The organism is Paenibacillus prosopidis, assembly GCF_003337375.1.
Lineage (GTDB): Bacteria > Bacillota > Bacilli > Paenibacillales > Paenibacillaceae > Pristimantibacillus > Pristimantibacillus prosopidis.
Genome location: NZ_QPJD01000002.1, coordinates 157446 through 180602, shown reverse-complemented (window position 1 = coordinate 180602; position 23157 = coordinate 157446). Strand labels below are relative to the sequence as shown.

The window sequence follows — 23157 nt, the reverse complement described above, 5'->3', positions numbered from 1 at the left end:
GGGAAGCTTTGCTGTCAAGGTATCATATGCTGCGCGAGCAGTAAATTCGAGGGCGAAAGCCCTCTTTTTTTTTCTCAAATCAAAAAAAATGAAAAGGCGGGAATGGCGATGGCTTCGACGTGGATATGGCGCGGCAGCTATGATCGACTGGAGCGGATAACCTACCCGGAGAGACAGGAGCACACCTCCGGTGAAAGGAATGGGATGCCTCTGCATATGGAGTCCTGGACGGCGGTTAAGGCTGGCGACGCGGTAATCGCGTGGTCGGAAGCACATTCGATCGATAGCGGCCGTTTCCCCGGTATTTGGGTGCTGAATGTTAATGGTGCTATTGCTGCCCGCATGTCCGATGAAGAGAAGCAGCGTATTTGGCGGCGTACGGGCTTATGCGGCGGTGCGCCGATCGAGAGCGAGAGGCTGTACCTTGTCAGCGTGGTTCATTTGGAGCCTGTGGATATGAAGCGTATTGATTCGCAGGGAAGAGCGCTTGGCGGCAAGCCGCAGCTTCGTGCGGAGCACGGGGATCCGGCGGGGCGGAATAGGCCAAGCAAGTACGAGATAGCGGAGCGGGCGAGCGGGGCAGCGGGCGGGGGAGCTGGGCTGGAGGCGCGGACGGAGCGGAGTGATCTGGCGGTAAGCAAGAACGAGCAGGTGGAGCGTGCAAGCCGGGCAGCGAGTGAGGGAGAGGCGCTGGAGGCGCGGGCGGAGCGAAGTGATCTGGCGGTAAGCAAGAACGAGCGGGTGGAGCGTGCAAGCCGGGCAGCGAGTGAGGGAGCTGCGCTGGAGGCGCGGGCGGAGCGAAGTGATCTGGCGGTAAGCAAGAACGAGCGGGTGGAGCGTGCAAGCCGGGCAGCGAGTGAGGGAGCTGCGCTGGAGGCGCGGGCGGAGCGAAGTGATCTGGCGGTAAGCAAGAACGAGCGGGTGGAGCGTGCAAGCCGGGCAGCGAGTGAGGGAGCTGCGCTGGAGGCGCGGGATGTGGTTGGCCAGAGTATAGGGCGCTGGCCGGAGGATCCGGCATTGCGGCGGGTGGTGCGCACCGCCGTACAGGCACTTTATGCCCTTGGCCTCGATATCGGAGAGGTCGAGGTCGCGCTGGGCGGGGACGGGCGCACCTCCGTCCGAGCAGCTTGGCCGAGGCTGAGGGAAACGAGGCTGGAGGCGGTTTCGCTGCGGCGTTTCGCCGCGTGGTATGCGGCGGCGAGAGCGGAGGCAGTGGATCGGCGGATGCTTATTGGCGCCGATCCGGAATTTGTGCTTGTGACGCCGAGCGGGAAGGTGGCGTCGGCGTCGCGGTTTTTTGGTGCTGGCGTCGGCGGGGCTGCGGGAGCCGACGCCTTGGTTGTCGGGCGACGGCTGCTCTTTCCCGTCGCCGAGCTGCGGCCCGAGCCGGCCGATGACCCGGCCGCGCTCGCCGCGAACGTACGGCGGCTAATGCTCCGCGCCGCCGCACGGATCAGCGACCCCGCTTTGCGCTGGGCCGCTGGAGCTATGCCCGTGCCGGGGCTATCGCTCGGCGGGCACATCCACTTGAGCGGAACGCCGCTTACGAGCCGCTTGCTCCGCTTACTTGACAGCTGCACGGCATTCCCGTTTGCGCTAATTGAAGATCCCGCCGGGCGGGCACGGCGTCCAAGGTACGGTACGCTCGGGGACTTCCGCCAGCAGCCGCATGGCGGGTTTGAGTACCGCACGCTGCCAAGCTGGCTCATCTCGCCTGCAGCCGCCAAGGCCGCCTTCGCGCTGGCGCTGCTGTGCGCCCGCGAGGCTCTAGCGCTGCCTTACATACCGGCTCTCGAGGAGCGGTATGTCGAAGCTTATTACACCGGCGATCGTTTGGAGCTCGCCGTATGCTTAGAAGGTGTTGCCGCGTCCATCTCCGCAACCGCCAGCTATCCCGGGCTCGCCCCGTTCATAGAACCGCTGTTCGACGCGGCTAGGCGCGGCGCGACTTGGGACGAAAGCTCAGATATACGCGCGAAATGGCGTATACCGACGCCATAATGAAAAGAATGTCCTGCATTCATTTACAAGTCCCGTCTCTACGTTGGAGGAAAGAGTCGATTAACTAACCAAAGTGAGTAGGACGAGGTTGTATAACGGTCATTTGTGGTCTTATTCTTTTAGTTGGAGGAAATGACTGGTTCAATAGCGGAACTGTTGGGTCTTATTCACATTGAATTACCTCTGACTCATCAAAAACCGATGAATAACGCCTAATTTTTCCTCTATTTCAGTGGTAGTAGAAGTAGAGTTTATAGCGCCATTTATTACCGTTATCCTTTGTACCACTATTCGAATGAATCGAAAGTCCCGGAAATCCAAGCCAGATACTCCCTCTGCTGCTGAAATCTATAATTAACTCCAGATTTTCGATTAATAAGCTTTTTCCGTTACCAAACGATGAACAAACTGCATTAGTTATAGTTTTATACCAACAAGCAGGAGCGGACATCCGCTCCTGCTTCATTCTTATGGCGCACATCTGTTCCGCTTGTTATAATAGACATCTGATGTTTACTACAAAGGTAACTTCGTTTTTAACATAACCGTTTTACACCAAACGTTTTCGAGGAGGATCGGGATGGCTGGTTATACTCCGATGATTTTGCAATATCTTGCGATAAAAGAAGAAACGAAGGACGCTTTTTTATTTTTTAGGCTGGGCGATTTTTATGAAATGTTTTTTGAAGATGCGATAGCGGCATCCCGCGAGCTTGAAATCACGTTGACCGGGCGCGAGGGCGGCGGCGAGCAAAAAATTCCGATGTGCGGCGTTCCCTACCATTCGGCTGAAAACTATATAATCAGGCTTGTGGAAAAAGGATACAAGGTTGCGATTTGCGAGCAGGTAGAGGATCCCGCGGCTGCCAAAGGCGTCGTGCGCCGTGAAATCGTACGGATCATCACGCCCGGAACGGTCATGGAATCGAAATCGCTGGAAGGAAAAACGAATAACTTTATTGCAGCCGTTGTTCGAGTGGGCGGCATGCTGGGATTATCGGCTTGCGATTTGTCGACGGGGGAGCTTTACGTTACTTCGTTTCCCGAGCAGATCGAAGCGCTGATTGACGAGATTAATGTGTATCAGCCGTCGGAGCTTGTTGGAGACAGTGAGCTAATCGATAAGGTACAAGCCGCTGCGGTTTGGAACCGGCAGCTGCCGCTTACCGCGCGTGAGCCGATGGCGGAGGAGAAGCTGACCGAGCAGTATGGTGAAGCAGAGCTTAACAGGTTATCCGGAGCGCGCTTACGGGCAGTCAGTGTATTAACCGGTTATTTAGATGAGACGCAGAAGCGCTCGCTTGGACATGTTCGGACAATTAATTCTTACGAGCCGAATCAATATATGATTTTGGACCACTATACGAGACGGAATCTGGAGCTGACGGAAACGGTTCGCGACCGGAATAAGAAGGGCTCACTCCTTTGGCTGCTCGACAGGACGCAAACCTCAATGGGGGCCCGTTTGCTGCGCCGCTGGATCGATAAGCCGCTGCTGAGCAGCACCACCGTCAACGCACGCCTTGATGCGGTGGAGACGTTATATCTTAATTTAATATTGCGGGACGATATCCGGGCGGAGCTTCAACCCATTTACGACCTGGAGCGGCTTGTAGGCAGAGTTGCATTCGGCAATGCGAACGGACGTGACTTGAATGCGCTGCGTAGCTCTCTTCGCCGTATTCCGCGCTTGACCGCACTCTGCGAACAATCGGGCTCGGTCGTGCTTCGAGCTATTGTTGAAGGGACGGATGACTGCGCGGATTTGGCGGATCTCATTGAAACGGTGCTTGTCGAAGAGCCGCCGGTTGCGATACGTGAGGGCGGGCTTATCCGCGCAGGCTACGATGCTTATCTGGATCAGCTGCGCGAGGCGAGCATGAACGGGAAGAAGTGGCTGGCGGAGCTAGAGCGGCAAGAGCGTGAGGCAACAGGCGTTAAATCTCTGAAAATCGGGTACAACAAAGTGTTCGGCTACTATTTAGAGGTATCCAAAGCGAACTTGTCGATGCTCCCGGAAGGAAGATATGAACGGAAACAAACGCTTGCTAATGCGGAAAGGTTCGTAACGCCGGAGCTGAAGGAGAAGGAACGGCTCATTCTCGAGGCCGAGGATAAAATGGTCGATTTGGAGTACGAGCGGTTCATTGAGCTGCGCGATCACCTAGCTCTTCATTTACATAGGCTTCAGAAGGCTGCGGCCGTCATTGCCGAGCTGGATGTCTATCAATCGCTTGCTACTGTCAGCGCCGAGCGCCGCTTTGTCCGTCCGCAAGTTAGCGAAGGTTACGACCTGCATATTGAAGAAGGCAAGCATCCGGTCGTTGAAGCGATGATGGACGGAACTCCATTTATTGCGAACGGCACTGCGCTGCATAAGGACGAGCAGTGGATGCTGCTTATTACAGGTCCGAATATGGCGGGCAAAAGCACTTACATGCGGCAAGTGGCGCTTATATGCATCATGGCGCAATTGGGCTGCTTCGTTCCGGCCAAGTCAGCGGCCGTTCCGCTTATCGACCGCATATTTACCCGTATTGGCGCAGCTGACGACCTTATCGGCGGACAAAGCACGTTTATGGTAGAAATGAAAGACATCCAATTGATGACGGAGAAGGCGACTGCAAACAGTCTTGTCATTATTGATGAGCTTGGCCGCGGAACCTCGACCGGAGAAGGAATGGCGATCGCCCAAGCTGTTATCGAATATGTGCATCATCATATAGGCTGTAAAGCGCTCGTCTCAACGCACTTTCATGAGCTCGCTCATTTGGAGGAATCTTTGCCTTCACTGACGAACGCGCGTATGGCGGTCGAGGAAAGCGGCGATAATGTAACGTTTCTGCGGAAGCTTATTCCCGGGGCGGCGAGTACAAGCTATGGCATCTACTGCGCGCAATTAGCAGGGCTGCCGCAGTCCATTATAGGCAGAGCATATGAGCTGCTAGAGGAAACTGAAAAGCCGGTTGCAGCGAAGTCCGGAATAACCGATGGGCCAGCGTATAATCTATCGAAAATACAACCCGATAAGGTTGCCGAAGCAAGGGGAATTGTACAGCTGTCCATCTTCGATGAGCCGGCTGCCGCAGTGGAAGCAGAGACGCCGCGGCGCAAAGCCAACCCGAAAGCAGAGCAGCTCGCTGAACAGCTGCGCAAGCTGGATTTGTTTAATTTGACGCCGATGCAAGCGATGCAGTGGCTGAATGATATGAAGAACAAACTGAACGACTAGAATAGCTGAGAGGGGGAGCGGTCACGCCATGGGAAAAATCAAAGTGCTAGATGAGCAGTTAGCCAACCAAATAGCGGCCGGCGAAGTTGTGGAAAGGCCCGCGTCGGTCGTGAAGGAGCTCGTTGAGAATGCGGTCGATGCCGGCAGCACAACCGTTGATATTTCGATTGAAGAAGGCGGATTGTCTTTAATACGCGTAATTGACAATGGTTTCGGTATTGAAGCATCCGATATCGTGACGGCGTTTCAACGTCATGCGACGAGCAAAATTTCGACGAGCAGCGATTTGTTCCGGATTGCCAGCTTGGGCTTTCGCGGCGAAGCGCTCCCAAGTATAGCCGCCGTTTCCCGTCTGCAATGCATATCATCGGAAACAACGACTGGACTGGCCCGCCGAATAGTCATTGAGGGCGGAAATGTTACTGCTGACGAGCCGGCGAATGCGCCGCAAGGAACGGACATGACCGTGCGGGATTTATTTTACAACACGCCTGCACGTCTCAAATATATGAAAGCCATCCAAACCGAGCTGGGACATATATCGGACTATATTAACCGGATTGCGCTTGCCCATCCCGGCATCGCTTTTACCTTTAAGCATAATGGAAATGTACTGCTTCGGACGCTTGGCACAGGTGACAGACTGCAAGTCATAGCAGCGGTTTATGGTTCAAATACGGCAAAAGTAATGCTGCCGGTTGAAGCGGAAAATGCGGACTATGAGCTGCGCGGCTTCATATCGAAGCCGGAGCTTACGCGCGCGAACCGGGGCGGTATTACGGTAATCGTAAACGGACGCTACATTCGCAGTCATGCGGTAAATCAAGCTTTGCTGCAAGCGTTCCATACGCTTCTTCCGATTAATCGTTTTCCGCTTGCAGTGCTGGAGCTCGGGATGCATCCGAGCCTGCTCGACGTAAACGTCCACCCGTCCAAAATGGAAGTGCGGTTTAGTATGGAACCCGAGCTGCGCTCATTGATCGAGGATGCTGTGAAGCGTGTGCTGGGCCGCCAGCGTCACATTCCTGGACCGGAATCGGGCACTAAGCAGGAACGTTCCAAGCCGCTGTTCGTGCAGGATGCCATATCGTTCCACCGGCCAGAGCCGCAGGAGCTTTTTAAGCCGTTCCAGCCAGCTCAATCGACGGGTAAATCATCATTGGGCGATGGTTCTTCATCTTATGTCTCTGGATCTTACGGAGCAGGTTCCGGCGCTACGCGGACTTCATCTTCCTCCACCTACAAGCCGCCAGCCTTAGAGCGCGAATATGTTCCTCGCGACGCTGCTGAGAAGCTTTATGCACCGCCTTCCACGACGAAGCAGGACGAGCATGCAGTCCGGGAAGTGTCGGCTCCTTGGGAGCAAACAGCTTCAACTGTGCTGGATGCAGATATTCGGAAGGACAATAATTTTTCTGCACAAACCATTGAGCCTGTATTAATAGAGCACCTAACCCCCGATTCAGGGGAACAAGCAACGGCTCAGCTATCCCCTGCTGATACTGATCAACCCGCAGATGGACAGCCGGCATTCCCGGAGCTGCACTGGATCGGACAGCATCACGGTACATATATTGTGGCGCAAGCGGAGGACGGGCTCTATTTAATCGACCAGCATGCGGCTCATGAACGTATTAACTACGAATATTTCTTTCATAAATTTGGGAATCCTGAAGCTGCGAGTCAACAGCTTCTTGTTCCGTTAACGCTTGAATTTACGCCAGGCGAAGCTGCCCAGCTTCGCGAGCTCATATCGCTTTTCGCACAGGCTGGAGTAGAGCTGGAGCCGTTCGGCGCGCAAACGTTTCTTGTCCGTGCCTATCCGGAATGGATGCCGCAAGGGGAGGAGCAGTCGCTGCTTGAAGAGATGGCAGAATTGCTCATTACAGAGCGCAAATCCATTAACATCGCCAAGCTGCGTGAGAAAGCGGCAATTATGTGCGCCTGCAAAGCGTCTATCAAAGCGAATGACCGGATGAACCGTGAGGAAGGCGAGACGCTTCTCGCCAGACTGTCAAATTGTAAGCAGCCATATACGTGTCCGCATGGCCGTCCGATTATCGTACATCTTTCAACCTACCAGCTGGAAAAAATGTTCAAGCGGGTGATGTCGTGATCGTCACAACTTCAGCGAACCCTTCCGCTAGGGCGCTTGAGCAAGCGTCCCGGCTGGCGCTTGAGCTTTCCGCACTGCTTAAGGCACGAGGTAATTTGACCGTCCGCAAGCTAATCGCGATGAGCAGCGATGAACGGCTGCTTGTGGTGACTGAGCAAGAGGTGCGCTATTATGATGGACAATCGGAAGCGCCGCTTTATTTTCATCCAAGTATGGCCTTTGTACGGGTGAAGCGTTTGCGGCGGGGAGAAACGGATCCGCTTATCCAGCTTTCCGGCTGCCGCGAGGGCGACAGCATTATAGACTGTACAGCCGGTTTAGCCTCTGATTCACTCGTTTTTTCCTATGCGGCTGGCGCAAGCGGAAGCGTTATTGCGATTGAAAGCGAGCCGGTGCTGTGCGCGCTCGTTCGCGAAGGGCTGGCGGGATATGAGACGGGCCTCGATGATGTAGATGCCGCAATGAGACGGATCGTTATGCGCTGTGTCAATCATCTCGATTATTTAAAGGCATTGCCGGATAAAAGCGCCGATATCGTTTATTTTGATCCGATGTTCAGGCAGCCGATTAAAGAATCGAGCTCCATGGAGCCGCTTCGGTCAATCGCTAACATGGATGCGCTCTCGTCCGAGGTTGTTGGGCAGGCGGTACGGGTTGCCCGCAAAAGCGTCATTCTTAAGGAGCATCAATCAAGCGGAGAATTTGCCCGGCTCGGATTCGAGCGGAAGCATGTGAATACGTCGAAAATAGCATATGGAGTGATACAGCTTTGAGTGAACTAACTAGCAACGGACAGTCAGAGGCACCAGGCGCCGCTGCCCGCAAGCAGCCGCTGCTCGTACTGATTGGTCCTACAGCGGTAGGCAAGACGAGAATGAGTCTGGATATTGCAAAAGCCTGGAATGCAGAAATCATTTCGGGCGATTCGATGCAAGTCTACCGCGGCATGGATATAGGAACGGCCAAAATACCGTTCGAAGAGCGTGAAGGTATTCCGCATCATCTTATCGATATATGCGAGCCTGAGGAACCGTACTCTGCTGCAGATTTTCAAGCAGGTGCAATTAACGCGATCGGGCAAATTGCTGAACGGGGCAAGCTGCCCTTCATCGTAGGGGGAACAGGACTGTACGTAGAGTCCGTGTGCTATCAGTATCAGTTTGCGGAAATCGGCTCCGATGAAGCCTTCCGTCAGGAACAGGAACAGTTCGCAGCCGTTAACGGTGCAGAAGCGCTTCACCGCAGGTTAGCCGAGATAGATCCGCCGGCGGCGGAGCGGCTTCATCCAAACGATATGCGCCGCGTTATACGGGCGCTTGAAGTATATCATTTAACAGGTCAGACATTTTCGGAGCAGCAAGCGGGTCAGAAAAAAGGCTCGCCGTACGAACTCTGTATCATCGGTTTGACTATGGAACGTTCGGAGTTGTATCGTAGAATAGAGCAGCGGGTAGATTTAATGATCGAGCAGGGCCTTGTGGATGAGGTGAAGCAGCTGCTGGAGCGTGATTTGCCTCCTCAGGCCGTAGCGATGCAGGGACTTGGGTACAAAGAAATAGCAGATTATTTGCGCGGAAATTGTTCGTTGGATGCAGCTGTAGAGAGGCTCAAAAGAGATACGCGCAGGTTCGCCAAGCGGCAGCTGTCTTGGTTTCGCCATATGAACGATATTCATTGGATCGACATGGGGGAAAATTTTCACAACAATTTGCTATCAATTCATGCTATAATAGCAGGAAAGTTTCAACTTCATATTGAATATACTTCTAATCAACCTTTTGAAGACGGGGGTAACGTCCAATGAACAAATCAATCAACATTCAAGATACGTTCCTGAATCAGCTGCGCAAGGACAACATACCGGTTACAGTGTTTTTGATGAACGGATTCCAAATACGGGGCGTTATTAAAGCGTTTGACAATTTCACGATCATAATAGACAGCGAAGGCCGTCAACAAATGGTTTATAAACACGCGATTTCCACGTTCACCCCACAGCGAAATGTATCGCTTATGCAGCAGGATCAAGGCGGTTCTGAATCGTAAGTGAAGGCATTAAGTGAAACTTTCTAATAACGTGCTTCGTTTAACTAGATAGCGGCATGCAAGAGCAACCCGCTCAAAGCTGGGTTGTTCTTTTCATTTCGTGGCAAAAATAGAGTAGACGGACTACGGATCAACAGGAGGGAAGTCGGCTATGGCTGAACGACCGCGCAGCAAAACTGCACAGAAACAAAAGAAGAAAAAGAAAATATCAGGACGAAAGTGGTTTTATGGCTTGTTTTTTACGGCGGCGATCGCTATCGTTTGCGGCATCATCGGATACTTGCTTATCATATTAAACGGCGAACGGATTTTAGCCGAAAACGGCAGCAAGCTGAACTTAGGGGAAGCGTCGATCATTTACGATGCGGATAAAAAAGAAATTGCCAGATTGTCTGCTGTTCTTGACAATCGTGAGGTTGCGGAATATTCAGAACTTCCCGAACAATTGCTTAACGCGATTGTCGCAACGGAGGATCAGCGCTTCTATGAGCATTCCGGTATCGATTTCTTCGCAATCGGCCGTGCAGTCGTGAAGGACGTTATTGCACGCAGCGCAGTGGAGGGCGGCAGCACCATAACGCAGCAGCTTGCCAAAAACGTGTTTCTGACAGCGGACAAAACGTTTTTCCGTAAAGCAACGGAGGCATCAATCGCTGTTGCGCTGGAGCACCAAATGTCAAAGCAACAAATTTTGACGATGTATTTAAACCGGATTTACTTTGGGAATGGCGTATATGGCGTGAAAGCGGCAGCCAAATATTATTTTGACACAGAGCTTGAAAAACTGGAGCTTTGGCAGGTCGCTATATTAGCCGGAATGCCAAAGGCGCCTAACCGCTATAATCCAATAAACCATCCGGAAGATTCACTGAATCGGCGGGCAGTCGTTCTGCAGCTCATGTTCGATCAGAAATATATCGAAGAAGCGGATATGGAGAAAGCGAAAGCGGTTGTGTACGAGCGTCCTGCCAATTACGAGGAAAATCGACCGGAATCGTATCCGGCATTCATCGATTACGTCATTGAAGAGGCGATAGAGGTGACGAAGCTGTCCGAGGAAGAGCTGCGGATCGGCGGATACCATATTTACACCTCGCTGAATCAGCAAGCTCAGCAAGCGATGGATACGGAGTTCAACGATGACGATAACTTTGAGAAGAGCAAGGATGAACAACAGGTACAAGGCGCAATGATCATCATAGATCACCGCGACGGTACAATCAAAGCGTTGTCCGGCGGACGTGATTATGTGAAGAAGGGGCTTAACCGGGTTGAGCTGCCGCGTCAGCCGGGATCGGCGATCAAGCCGGTTATCTCGTATGGACCTGCGCTTGAAACGGGCGATTACTATCCGTGGACGATACTCAAAAACGATAAAAAATGCTACAACAACTATTGTCCAACGGATAGATGGGGGCCAACACCGGTGTCCATGACGCAGGCGATTAAGGATTCACGCAACTTGGCAGCCGTATGGATGCTGAACGAGATTGGTTTGAAGCGCAGCTTTGAATTCGCGAAAAAGCTTGGCTTTGATCTAGAGCAGGAGGACCGGAATTTGACGGCCGCGCTCGGCGGTTTGTCTAAAGGCGCTACTCCTATGCAAATGGCTACAGCCTTCAGCGTGTTTGCAAACGGCGGGAAGTCGGTTGATCCGCATACGATTTTGAAGATCGAAGGGCAAAACAATTATTCCTATACGTACAAAGCTCCCGCATCGAAGCAATTGATGTCGGCCGAAACGGCCTGGTATTTGACCGAAATGATGCAGACGGTCGTTGAGAAGGGCGGTTCGGGCGCAAGAGCAGCTATCGGCCGGCAGCTCGCCGGTAAGACGGGAACCACTCAACACGGTATACCTGGATATAGTGGTGACGGTATTCGCGACGCATGGTTCGTCGGCTATACGCCGGAGTGGACAGCGGCAGTATGGATGGGATACGATAAGACGGGCAAGGATCACATTCTAAAAAAAGGAAGTTCCCAGTCTGCCGCGTTTTTTGCAAAGGTAATGCGTCCGGCAATGAAGGGTGTGCAGGAATCAAGCTTTAAAAAACCGCAAGGCGTCAAAGAGAACAATCCGCCGGCAGCAATAACGAATTTTAACGCGATATTTATTCCGGAAGAGATGAAGGTCCAATTGTCTTGGGATCCGATTCAAGATGGTCAAGTGACGTATAAAGTGTTCCGTAAGGAAGCGTCGGAAAGTGAGTTCATCGAGTTTGTTGACTCGTTGACATCGACCGAAGTTGATGATATGAGTGCATTCCCGGGGATGACCTATGAGTATTACGTGGTCGCTTATGATGCAAAAAATAACTTGGAAAGTCCGCCTTCCCAAACGATCAAGGTAGTGATTCCGGAGACGGAAATTATTCCGGACGTTCCAATGGAGCCGGACCCTATCGATCCTGATGGCGGCGAAATTACGCCTCCAATTGATGAAGATGGCGGCGAAGGAACTCCGGAACCGGGAGATGGTACAGACCTTCCCGATGATACTGGCGGACCGGATGCCGGTAATGGAACCGGCGAACCGGGCGAAACGCCGGACACGGGTGACGGAGCCGGAAACGACATCCTGGACGGGTTGTTTGACGGCTCTGGGACCGACGGCAATACGCAAGGAACGGGTGGTTAATTAATGGCGAATAGAAAGAAAGCGCGATTCCATTTTTTTGTCGCTCTTATTGCTGTAGTTATGCTGACGGCAGGCTGTGGTACAAAGGGAGATGCGCGGTTAACAGCCGGGAATGGCGCAGAGGCTTCTGTTAAAACGATGAGCTGGGATAAAATGCCTGAGATGACGATTGATCTCAATAAGTCGTATATAGCGAAGTTTCAAACGACTAAAGGCGACTTTACAGTCAAGCTGTTCGCGAATGAGGCGCCGGTAACGGTGAACAATTTCGTATTTCTAGCGCGTGCAGGGTTTTATGAAGGGCTGTCGTTTCACCGCATAATTGAGTCATTTATGATTCAAACCGGCGATCCGAAAGGGAATGGCACGGGTACGCCGGGCTATTCCATACCTGATGAGCTAAGCAAGGAATTGAAATATGAGGAAGGCATTGTGGCGATGGCTAACGCGAGTGAGCCGAATTCAGGCGGCAGTCAGTTTTTTATATGCACCGGTCCCGACGCTGCTAATTTAAACCGGGAGCCTAACTACTCGATTTTTGGTAAAGTGGAAAGTGGTATGGATGTCGTACAGGCTATTTCCAAAACACCGATCAAAAATAATGTGCCGACCGAAAAAATCGTTATAAATTCGATTGTTATTGCTGAAGAATAAGGAAATCGCCGTCCCATAGGGACGGCGATTTTTATTTTACGGCATGAAGCTTGGTTTATTTTCTCCGTCGGCTGGAGATGGACGTTAAGATATGGTAATCTTTTTTTATAGGAAGATTTCTACAGTCGGTTGTCGCGAGTTGGACGTTGTTTGACCCCAAAAGAGGAGCATTCGCATGTAGTTGCGGGCTTTTCCCAAATGAACGGAAAGGTACGTTCCGTATGAAGAGAAAATTTTCAGACCGGGCTAACTGGCGGCGTATTTTGCGCAAAAGCTATTCGTGCCTAGCGCTTGACGGCGAGGAGTTCAAAGGTCTCGTTACGTTTTATCGAATTCATGAATTGCGTGAGCCGTTATGGAAGGAATATAACGGACGCCGGCTTTGCTTGGCCGATCGCGGTTACTTATGGATGCAGCACTTTCCAAGAGGTGAGCATTTTGTCGTAACGACGATGTTCGATGATAAAGGGCGCGTCGTGCAGTGGTATATCGATGTTTGCAAAACGCAAGGCTTGACCGATCAGCAGGTGCCTTGGTTCGATGATCTATACTTGGACGTTGTCGTGCTGCCAAGCGGAGAAGTGTTTTTGATGGATGAGGATGAACTGGAGGAAGCGCTGAGACAGGGCGATGTGAACGGCAAGGATGTTGCGCTCGCACGCAAAACGGCAGGAAGACTGCTGTCGAGCATTCGCAACGGAAGATTCCGTTATTTTACGCTCAGTCTGAAGCATCGTAAAAGCTTACTCGAGCGTTCCGGGGAGTTAAGCGAGTCATGAAACCAGCAACAGGTCGGAGGAGCAGGCTGCGTAAACGAACGAAAAAAACTCGTCCGTGGCTGCTCCTGTTTCGTTTTGCCGCTTGGCTCATATGTGCAGGTGTGTTTTGGTGTGGATATTTATTGTGGTTAATTAATGGGTATCCCACCGATAAGCACTTGGACAAAGCAGATGCCGGCATTGTCCTTGGAGCTGCGTTATGGAACGATGTGCCAAGCCCGGCACTCAAGGAACGGCTGGAGTTCGCATACCGCTTATACGAAAATGGTACCGTGGACAAGCTTATTTTATCCGGAGGCTTGGACGGCAACGGATCTACTAAAACGGAAGCCGAAGGCATGCGCGACTATTTAATTGCCAAAGGCGTTTCTGCTGACAAGCTGTTGCTAGAAAACAAAGCGACCAGCACCTATGAAAATATGTTGTTCAGCAAGACGGTTGCTGAGCAAAATAAGCTGTCCAAGCTGATCGTGATTACACATGATTACCATGCGGCGAGAGCTGAGGAAGTGGCGAAACACTTGGGTTTTGCACAAACTGAAGTAGCTGCTACAAAATCAGAGGTATTAAATCCGGTCTACAATGAATCGCGTGAAGTGCTTGCTTTTACCAAATGGAAGCTCGACTCGCTGCTGCTCTCATTACGAATCCGCTCTTCTGAACCGTAGCTTTGAATCTGCTAATATGCGGCCGCAAGATAGAATAAACTTGTAGTGCGGACAGCCGCTATAGCTTTCGATGCGAAGGATAGGTGATGCGATAGATGAATGGACACGTCATATCAGGGCCCGGCAATGGAACCGGCAGACCTTCCCGGCAAATAAATGTTGTGCTTAGAAGCCAAGAGACGTTTCAGGCGGGAGCTTCTGCGCATGCTTTAGAGGCAGAGCCGCTTCCGGCCGTGAAGCCGCTGCCCAGCGTGGATCATTATGCGGACATTCAGAAAGAGCTCGAGCCGATGGTCGGCATGGATAACGTAAAATCACTCGTATATGAAATATACGCGTTGCTTTATATTAGCCGAATGCGTTCCGAAGCGGGACTGTTCGGCGGCTCCCATGTATATCATATGATATTCAAAGGCAATCCGGGAACAGGTAAAACAACGATTGCGCGGATCGTGGCAAAGCTTTTTCAGAAGATGGGTGTGCTGACGAAAGGACATCTGATCGAAGTCGAGAGGGCTGATCTCGTCGGTGAGTATATTGGTCATACGGCGCAAAAGACACGCGATCTCGTTCGTAAAGCGATAGGCGGCGTCTTATTTATCGATGAAGCTTACAGCCTCGCACGCGGCGGAGAGAAGGATTTCGGCAAGGAAGCGATTGACACTCTGGTAAAGGCGATGGAAGATCACAAAAATCAATTTGTGCTCATATTAGCAGGTTATCCTGCTGAAATCGATGATTTTTTGCTAACGAATCCCGGCTTGCCTTCACGCTTCCCGATTCAAATCGAGTTCCCGGATTATACGGTAGATCAATTGATTCAAATAAGCGAGCTGATGGCCAAAGAGCGTGATTATATTATGCAGCCGCAGACGATATTTAAATTAAGACAGCATTTGATGCAGGAGAAGCAGAGCACGATGTTCTCGTTTAGCAATGCCAGATATGTAAGGAATTCGATCGAGAAGGCGATTCGGTATCAAGCGGTACGTCTGCTGAACCAATACGCGAACTCCGTTCCGGCGAAGCAGGAGTTGATGACGATCAGGCCGGAGGATTTGAAATGGGATACGAAGACATGAGGACATAAGAAGTGCAGAAGGAGTATGAGATGAGCGATAAAACTTTCGAAACAAATACGAATTTAAACGAAAAAGCGATATTGATCAGCTTGGTCACTTCGAACGATAAAAGGAAGAGCGGCGACCCTGAGCATTCGCTGCAGGAGCTCGTACAACTAACAGAAACGGCAGGCGTCGAAGTGCTAACCACGATTACGCAAAATAAAGAGTCTGCCGACTCGAAATGGTTTATCGGCAAAGGCAAAGTGCAGGAGGTTAAAGCGCTGGCAGATGAGCTCGGCGCTACGACTGCCATTTTCGATCAAGAGCTTTCCGGCGCACAGGTTAGAAATCTGGAAGAAGCACTTGATTTAAAAATTGTCGACCGCACGCAATTGATCTTGGATATATTTGCAGGCAGGGCGAAGACTCGCGAAGGTATTATACAGGTGGAGCTCGCTCAGCTGAGTTACCTGCTTCCGCGTTTGTCCGGTCATGGCAAAAACTTGTCGCGGCTAGGCGGAGGTATCGGAACGCGCGGACCGGGTGAGACGAAGCTCGAGACGGATCGCAGGCATATTCGGGACCGGATAACAGACCTGAAGACCGTACTGGAGGAAGTTGTGCGTCACCGCAAGCTGCACCGGGAGCGCCGTAAAAAATCAGGCGTCATTCAAGTCGCATTGGTCGGATATACGAATGCTGGCAAATCGACGCTGCTCCGCGAGCTTACGCAGGCAGACGTATACGTAGAAAATCAATTGTTTGCAACACTCGATCCGACTTCCCGCACGCTGGAGCTGCCAAATGGCAGAGAAGTTATACTTACCGATACGGTAGGCTTCATTCAAAATTTGCCGCATGATCTCGTTGCCGCGTTTCGGGCGACGCTTGAGGAAGTATGCGAAGCCGACCTCGTGCTGCATGTCATTGACAGCAGCTCGCCGATGCGTGACGAGCAGATAGCTGTAGTAAATAAAATTCTTGATGATCTCGGGGCATCCGATAAGCCGTATGTTATGGTTTATAACAAGAAGGATTTATGTGCCGTGAGCGGTACTTTAGCTGACTTGCCTATAACAGGGGGAGACAATCTTGTCATTAGCGCATATGATGCAGGCGATCTTGAGTTGCTGCGCCAGGTGATTCAAGACAAGCTGAGCGGAGATACACTCACATTTGTTGTACCTGCCGAGCGCGGTGATCTTATTGCACTAGCGTACCGCAGCGGCGAGGTTATTAATCAAGAGGTCAGCGAGGAATCGTTACGACTGACCGTGCAAGTAAGTAAACAGCAGTATGAGCAGCACGGACACCAATTGCAGCAATATATAGAATAAGGGATTTACAGAAAGATAAGGGAGAAGAGACCGAATGAATGAGCAGCACGAGAAACATAAGGTATGGGAGCAGCTGGAGCGGTTGGCAGATGATGCTGAGCGGCGATCAGCAGAATCGTTTAGGAGCGTTGAACGGATAGCCGAACGCAATCAGTGGAAAGTTATTGAAGCGTTCCAACGTCACCAAGTGAGCGATTTTCATTTTACGGGCTCAACGGGGTATGGTTATAACGATCGCGGACGGGAGATTCTCGATCTCGTCTATGCAGATGTGATGGGGGCCGAAGCTGCGATCGTTAGGCCGCATTTCGTTTCCGGCACTCATACGATAAGCTGTGCGCTATTCGGCATCTTGCGGCCGGGGGACGAGCTTCTTTATGTTACCGGCAGACCCTATGATACGCTCCATAAGGTAATCGGTAAGCCTGGAGACGGTACAGGTTCACTCCAGGACTTTGGCGTGAAATATACGGAGATTGCCTTGCAGCCGGACGGGAGCCTGGATTGGGAGCGCATCGGGCAAGCCATAACGGCTCAAACGAAAATGATCGGTATTCAGCGTTCGCGCGGCTACGATTGGCGTGCGTCCTTTTCTGTTGCCGAGATCGAAAATATTGTGAAGCGGGTTAAGGCTTTGAAACCGGATGTGCTTGTATTCGTAGACAATTGTTATGGGGAATTTACGGAGCTGCTGGAGCCTACTCAGGTTGGCGTTGATTTAATGGCAGGCTCGCTTATTAAAAACCCCGGTGGCGGCATTGCAGAAACGGGCGGCTACATCGCGGGAACGGCTGCCGCTGTGAAAGCGGCAGCTTATCGACTGACTGCGCCAGGGATTGGCGGAGAGGTTGGCGCCATGCTTGGTACGCTTCGTGCGATGTTCCAGGGGCTCTTTCTTGCACCGCATTTTGTTGGACAAGCCATTAAGGGAAGCGTGCTTGCAGCGGCATTGTTCGAGGAGCTAGGATTTGAAACAAAACCGCGTTGGCATGAACCGCGTACGGATCTGATTCAAGCGGTACGCTTTGGGCAAGCCGAGCATCTTATAGCATTTGTGCAGGGCATTCAGCAAGCGGCAGCGGTAGATTCACATGTTGTTCCCGAGCCATGGGATATGCCAGGCTACGAGAATGCTGTCATCATGGCGGCAGGAACGTTCATACAAGGAGGCAGTTTGGAATTATCTGCAGATGCGCCGATTCGTGAACCTTACATCGCTTACATGCAAGGCGGCCTAACCTATGCTCATGCGAAATTTGGTGTTTTGACCGCGTTATACCGGCTGGTCAACAGTGGTTTAATTGTGACTAAACCTTACATGACTTGACACATTTACGGTATAACGTATAGAATAAACATATAAATGAGCGACTGGAAGGTTGATGCGACATGGCTGATGATATTCGCAGAAATATGGCCTTATTTCCGATCGGCATCGTAATGAAGCTGACGGATTTAACGGCCCGCCAAATCCGCTATTACGAGCAGCATGAATTGATCGTACCTGCGCGAACAGCAGGAAACCAGCGATTATTTTCTTTTAATGACGTAGAACGGCTTTTGGAGATTAAATCATTGATTGAGAAGGGCGTTAACATCGCAGGTATTAAACAAGTGATGAATCCGGTTTCGAAGGAATCGGAGGAGGCGACGATCGTCAGCGAGCAATCTGAAGTGAAGCGGCGGGAGCTTTCCGATCAACAGCTTCACCGTATGCTTAAGCAGCAGCTGCTTGAGAAGAGACCGGGTCAAGCGTCACTCATTCAAGGTCAATTGACTCGTTTCTTAAATAAACGCTAGAATGGCTGCAATAACAATCGATTCGCAAACAAAGGAGATGATTCAGTGAATAATAAGAGCTACACTAAAGACGACATCAGACGAATTGCACAGGAACAAAATGTTCGTTTTATCCGTTTGCAATTTACAGATTTGCTCGGTACGATCAAAAACGTTGAGATCCCTATTAGCCAGCTTGAGAAAGCGCTTGATAACAAAATGATGTTCGACGGATCTTCGATTGAAGGCTATGTTCGTATTGAAGAGTCTGATATGTACTTGTACCCGGATTTGGATACTTGGGTTGTTTTCCCTTGGGTTACGCAAGATCGTGTTGCCCGATTGATTTGTGATATATATATGCCGGACGGAACACCTTTCGCCGGGGACCCGCGCGGTATTTTGAAGCGTGCCCTTAGGGAAGCGGGTGAGCTTGGTTTTACTGCGATGAATGTCGGTCCGGAGCCTGAGTTTTTCTTATTCAAAACAGATGAGCGCGGCGAGCCGACTACAGAGCTTAACGATCAAGGCGGATATTTCGACTTGGCACCGATGGACATGGGTGAAAACTGCCGTCGTGAAATCGTGCTAACGCTTGAAGAAATGGGATTCGAAATCGAAGCTTCCCATCATGAGGTAGCTCCCGGACAGCACGAAATTGACTTTAAATATGCTGACGCGATCAAAGCGGCAGACCAAATACAAACGTTCAAGCTAGTCGTAAAGACGATTGCCCGCGAGCATGGCTTGCATGCATCGTTTATGCCGAAACCATTGTTCGGAGTGAATGGCTCCGGTATGCACTGTCACCAGTCGTTGTTCCAAGGTGAAAAAAATGCGTTCTATGATGAGAAGGATAAGCTTGGTTTAAGCGCAGTCGCACGTCATTATATGGCTGGGGTATTGACACATGCCCGTGCAATGGCAGCTATCACGAACCCGACTGTCAATTCTTATAAACGTCTTGTGCCTGGCTATGAAGCGCCAGTCTACGTTGCATGGTCGGCAAGCAACCGTTCGCCGATGATTCGTATTCCAGCTTCACGCGGGCTTAGTACTCGTGTGGAAGTCCGTAACCCGGATCCTGCAGCAAACCCTTACTTAGCGCTTGCAGTTATGCTTAAAGCGGGCCTTGACGGCATTCAGAACAAGCTTCCATTGCCCGCTCCTACTGACCGGAACATTTACATCATGACGGAAGAAGAGCGTTTAGACGCAAATATTCCGAGCTTGCCAGGTGACCTGAAGGAAGCGCTTGATGAAATGCTGAGAAGCGACATCGTTTGCGAGGCTCTGGGCGACCATGCGCTTGCGCACTTCTATGAGCTGAAAGAAATCGAGTGGGATATGTATCGTACGCAAGTTCACCAATGGGAACGCGATCAATATCTGACTCTTTATTAATGACTAACTCCCTTGACGCTGTAAGCGTCGAGGGAGTTTTCTTTTTAAGGGAAGAGTAATGTGTTAGAGGTTTTTTATGACATAGCTCCGCTCTTTGTTCCTCATCATGCTAAATTAGGCTCGGTTCTTGTGAAAAAGAGACTGAATCATTGATGCTTTCGCATCGATTCAGTCCCTTCTTTAAGTAGGAATCGTTATTATTTAATGGATATCTCGGAACAGCCCGATGACTTTTCCTAATATTGTGACATTCTGGAGCAAAATAGGCTGCATGGAGGAGTTCTCCGGCTGCAAACGAATGTGATTTTTCTCCTTATAAAACGTCTTGACGGTCGCTTCGTCGTCTTCAGTCATTGCAACAACGATTTCACCGTTATTAGCGGTCTGTTGTTGGCGAACGATCACGTAGTCACCATCGTGAATGCCTGCTTCAATCATACTTTCGCCCATGACGTTCAAAATAAAAACGCTGCTGTCACCGACAAAGTGTGAAGGAAGAGGGAAATACTCTTCAATGTTTTCTGTTGCCGTAATAGGTACGCCTGCTGTAACTTTACCGACAATCGGCACTTTGGCTACGGATAGCGGTATAATACCGTCCACGCCTTCTTGATCTAAAATTTCAATTGCACGCGGCTTGGTTGGATCCCGGCGAATAAGCCCTTTCTTCTCCAATCGGTCCAAATGTCCGTGAACGGTTGAACTGGATAACAATCCAACAGCTTCGCCGATTTCTCGTACGGAGGGTGGATAGCCTTTCTCCCGGACTTCATTCTTAATAAATTCAAGAATCGAATGTTGTCGGTTAGAAATCTTCGACACTGCGATCACTCCATTAGTAGGTTTGTAAAAAATTATAACATAGAACCAGAGTTCGTACAAACATAAGTTCTTAAGTACAAAGGTTCGTATTTTTTGTTGACACCAAACGTTTGTTCGTGTATTCTAAAAACAGAACAAACGTTTGGGGTGTGTATAATGATAATGAGTCCAAGTTTTTATAGAACTATTCACAAGAAGCAAGAGATCAAATCAGCCATCTGGAACGGTCTTGCAGCAAGATGGCTACGGCAGCATACTGTAAAGATTATTGTTAGCTTCGCAGTTTTCATACTGCTGTTTACAAGCTTTCTAATGATGGGAACAGATGCATCCGGCAATCTTCCTGCAGAAGCTTCCTTAAATGAACAAGTCGTAACCGTACATACAGGCGATACCCTTTGGGCAATTGCAAAGAAATACGCCGATGGGAAAGACGATATCAGATATATAATCTACAGCATTAAGGACCGGAACGGCCTGCAATCCGCGGATATTAAACCAGGACAGAAGCTGATTATTCCTGCTGTATAATTTAATACATACATTCAATTCGTTAAATTTATTTTACCCAAAAGAACTTTCTGAACAGGCGGATACAATCTATCAGCCTTTGCAGAAAGTTTTTTCTTGTTTGATGTGAAGTACATAGCGGCTTGACCTCTAGGTTTTCTTGACAACTGAATACATGAAATGTAAAAGTAGAGGGTAGAGTTTTTTTCAAGATATAAGAATGATAAAATAGTAAAGTTAACATTTCTTATATTTCATCACGAAACGGAAGCTGCACCGCCAATGGATGGCATTTGCCATTTACGCTTGGCATGAAAGGAGTGGAGTACAGTCATGGAGTTCGAGAAATTAATTGCGCGAATTAACGAGCTTTCTCGTAAAAATAAAACGGTAGGCTTGACCGATGCCGAAACGACCGAAAGAGAAGAGCTGCGACGTCAATATTTAAACAATTTCAAAAGAAACTTTCGTCAACAATTAGATACGATTACTATTGTCGATGGTGACGGGAACGACAATATCAAGCATTAACTTTCGCTGTTGTATATTCATTTAATGTCCAAGAAGGGGTGGTTAGATGAAATATAATCTATTAGGCAAGAGTGGGCTCGCCGTATCCGAATTATGTCTTGGCACAATGACATTTGGCAACACGACAAGTGAAGAGGATTCTATTGAAATGATTGACCGGTTTATCGATCGCGGAGGCAACTTTCTCGATACTGCGGATGTTTATGTGAGCGGTCGCTCTGAAGAAATCGTAGGCAAAGCGATCAAGAACAAACGTTCGGATATCGTACTGGCAACAAAGGTGCGTATGGCTACATCGGGCAATATCAATGGAGTCGGCCTTTCGCGCAAGCATATTATGGACGGCGTGGAAGCTAGTTTAAAGCGTCTGAAAACGGATTATATTGATTTATATCAGGTTCATGTTTGGGATGACGCGACACCGATTGAGGAGACGCTGCGGACACTTGATGATTTAGTGTCTTCTGGAAAGGTGCGTTACATAGGCTGTTCGAATTTTTTTGCATGGCAGCTAATGAAAGCACTCGCTTACAGCGATGCCAGCAGGTATGTGCGCTTTGTATCCATACAACCGCAATATAGCCTAGTAAGCAGACAGATGGATCGCGAGATGCTGTCGCTTTGCTTGGAGGAGAAGGTCGGCATTATTCCTTGGGCTCCGCTGGGCGGAGGTTTTTTGACAGGACGTTACAATCGGAATGAGCCTGTTGAAGGGCGACTGACCTCAAAGGCGGGAGAGAGCGCATGGGTGAATCGGGCGCTGGATAAAAACTTTATTATTTTGGATGCATTGCTTCAAGCGGCAGCTGAGCTTGGCAAAACTCCTGCTCAGGTTGCTTTAAGATGGCTGCTGCAGCGCGAGGGAATGACCTCTCCCATATTCGGCGCCAGCAAGCTAGAGCAATTTGAGGATAACATCGGTGCTGTTGGCTGGGAGATGCCTAGTGACGTATGGAATCGATTGGATGAAGTCAGCGCATTGCCTGACGACTACCCAGATCGTTTTATCTATAAATTCCGCAGACCGTTTGAATAAGATTGAAAATTGGAAGGAGTGGCAGCATGTCACGTTCTTGGGAGCGCAAAGTGCGCAAAAACATGGGTGTTGTGAACAAGCAGCGCAAGAAGCAAGGAAACGGTCAAATTGTATTGAATGCCGAGAAATCGGAGAAAATTGTCGGACGTAATTTTATCGTTCCGATTCTGCTGATTTTATTTATCTGCCTGTACGTCGTGCTGATGCAAAGCTCTACTGAATTCCAAATGGACACGATGTTCTGGGTTACGATCGGCTGCTATATTTTGCTCGCGGCATTGTTTTATTTCCGCAGACCGTACATTACGATCGGCAAAGACTATGTGCAGACGCGCCGTTTTACAGGAGACAAGCGGCTGCCTGTATCCGCGATAAAAGGGATTAGTGTCCAAGCGGGTTATGTCATTATTGAACAGCATAAAGGCGGCAACTGGGTATTCTCGAAATTAACTAACCGTTTTCCAACCGAAATAATTGGCGAGAAGTTGAAGCAGTTCGCACAGGCGAACGGAATCGCTTTTCAGCAAAAATAAACTT

General features: G+C 50.1%; 20 protein-coding genes. 19 read left to right on the top strand and 1 reads right to left on the bottom strand.

Translation table 11 applies throughout. From position 1 onward, the window contains the following. Positions 1–108: 108 nt before the first annotated feature. From DFP97_RS03050 to glnA, 15 genes are all read left to right on the top strand, one after another. Complete coding sequence (locus DFP97_RS03050; protein ID WP_147275014.1) at positions 109–2001, top strand: putative amidoligase domain-containing protein; 1893 nt, start codon at positions 109–111, stop codon at positions 1999–2001. A 580-nt stretch (positions 2002–2581) separates the two neighbouring features. Beyond that, positions 2582–5233: a DNA mismatch repair protein MutS gene (gene mutS, locus DFP97_RS03045; protein ID WP_114378498.1), complete on the top strand. Its 2652-nt coding sequence runs from the start codon at positions 2582–2584 to the stop codon at positions 5231–5233. Between the two features lie 28 nt (positions 5234–5261). Then, a complete protein-coding gene (gene mutL, locus DFP97_RS03040; protein ID WP_114378497.1) occupies positions 5262–7349 on the top strand; it encodes a DNA mismatch repair endonuclease MutL in 2088 nt (695 codons plus the stop codon). Next, the gene (locus tag DFP97_RS03035) at positions 7346–8122 is read left to right on the top strand and encodes a class I SAM-dependent methyltransferase (RefSeq protein ID WP_114378496.1); all 777 of its coding nucleotides are present in this window, start codon (positions 7346–7348) and stop codon (positions 8120–8122) included. Before mutL ends, DFP97_RS03035 begins: the two co-directional genes overlap by 4 nt. Then, the gene (gene miaA, locus DFP97_RS03030; protein ID WP_425453489.1) at positions 8119–9153 is read left to right on the top strand and encodes a tRNA (adenosine(37)-N6)-dimethylallyltransferase MiaA; all 1035 of its coding nucleotides are present in this window, start codon (positions 8119–8121) and stop codon (positions 9151–9153) included. Before DFP97_RS03035 ends, miaA begins: the two co-directional genes overlap by 4 nt. Next, a complete protein-coding gene (hfq, locus tag DFP97_RS03025; protein ID WP_114378495.1) occupies positions 9150–9395 on the top strand; it encodes an RNA chaperone Hfq in 246 nt (81 codons plus the stop codon). The genes miaA and hfq overlap by 4 nt, the downstream gene beginning before the upstream one ends. A 151-nt stretch (positions 9396–9546) precedes the next feature. Continuing rightward, the gene (locus DFP97_RS03020) at positions 9547–12036 is read left to right on the top strand and encodes a penicillin-binding protein 1A (protein WP_114378494.1); all 2490 of its coding nucleotides are present in this window, start codon (positions 9547–9549) and stop codon (positions 12034–12036) included. Positions 12037–12039: 3 nt separating this feature from the next. Further along, positions 12040–12690: a peptidylprolyl isomerase gene (locus tag DFP97_RS03015; protein WP_114378493.1), complete on the top strand. Its 651-nt coding sequence runs from the start codon at positions 12040–12042 to the stop codon at positions 12688–12690. Between the two features lie 221 nt (positions 12691–12911). Further along, positions 12912–13469 carry a ribonuclease FAU-1 family protein gene (locus DFP97_RS03010; protein ID WP_114378492.1) on the top strand — a complete coding sequence of 186 codons (558 nt, stop codon included), beginning with the start codon at positions 12912–12914 and terminating at the stop codon, positions 13467–13469. Next, on the top strand, positions 13466–14137 hold the full coding sequence (locus DFP97_RS03005; protein ID WP_114378491.1) for a YdcF family protein: 672 nt from the start codon (positions 13466–13468) through the stop codon (positions 14135–14137). The genes DFP97_RS03010 and DFP97_RS03005 overlap by 4 nt, the downstream gene beginning before the upstream one ends. A 95-nt stretch (positions 14138–14232) precedes the next feature. Continuing rightward, positions 14233–15219: an AAA family ATPase gene (locus tag DFP97_RS03000; RefSeq protein ID WP_114378490.1), complete on the top strand. Its 987-nt coding sequence runs from the start codon at positions 14233–14235 to the stop codon at positions 15217–15219. Between the two features lie 29 nt (positions 15220–15248). After that, positions 15249–16538, top strand: a complete 1290-nt coding sequence (hflX, locus tag DFP97_RS02995; RefSeq protein ID WP_114378489.1) for a GTPase HflX — start codon at positions 15249–15251, stop codon at positions 16536–16538. A gap of 34 nt (positions 16539–16572) precedes the next feature. Further along, on the top strand, positions 16573–17865 hold the full coding sequence (locus tag DFP97_RS02990) for a methionine gamma-lyase family protein (RefSeq protein ID WP_114378488.1): 1293 nt from the start codon (positions 16573–16575) through the stop codon (positions 17863–17865). A gap of 62 nt (positions 17866–17927) precedes the next feature. Continuing rightward, entirely contained in the window at positions 17928–18338 is a 411-nt protein-coding gene (locus tag DFP97_RS02985) for a MerR family transcriptional regulator (protein ID WP_114378487.1), read from the top strand. A 45-nt stretch (positions 18339–18383) separates the two neighbouring features. After that, positions 18384–19721 (top strand): type I glutamate--ammonia ligase, encoded by a 1338-nt coding sequence (glnA, locus tag DFP97_RS02980; protein ID WP_114378486.1) that lies wholly within the window; start codon positions 18384–18386, stop codon positions 19719–19721. A 201-nt stretch (positions 19722–19922) separates the two neighbouring features. On the opposite strand, the gene lexA is transcribed toward glnA, so the two are convergent. After that, entirely contained in the window at positions 19923–20543 is a 621-nt protein-coding gene (lexA, locus tag DFP97_RS02975) for a transcriptional repressor LexA (RefSeq protein WP_114378485.1), read from the bottom strand. A gap of 162 nt (positions 20544–20705) precedes the next feature. On the opposite strand from lexA, the gene yneA reads away from it, so the two are divergent. The 4 genes from yneA (at position 20706) to DFP97_RS02955 (ending at position 23153) form a co-directional block, all read left to right on the top strand. Next, positions 20706–21074, top strand: a complete 369-nt coding sequence (gene yneA / locus DFP97_RS31360; protein WP_245975873.1) for a cell division suppressor protein YneA — start codon at positions 20706–20708, stop codon at positions 21072–21074. Positions 21075–21386: 312 nt separating this feature from the next. Beyond that, complete coding sequence (locus tag DFP97_RS02965; RefSeq protein ID WP_114378484.1) at positions 21387–21584, top strand: DUF896 domain-containing protein; 198 nt, start codon at positions 21387–21389, stop codon at positions 21582–21584. A gap of 46 nt (positions 21585–21630) precedes the next feature. Then, positions 21631–22620: an aldo/keto reductase gene (locus tag DFP97_RS02960; protein ID WP_114378483.1), complete on the top strand. Its 990-nt coding sequence runs from the start codon at positions 21631–21633 to the stop codon at positions 22618–22620. Positions 22621–22646: 26 nt separating this feature from the next. Next, positions 22647–23153 (top strand): hypothetical protein, encoded by a 507-nt coding sequence (locus tag DFP97_RS02955; protein ID WP_114378482.1) that lies wholly within the window; start codon positions 22647–22649, stop codon positions 23151–23153. Positions 23154–23157 lie beyond the last annotated feature (4 nt).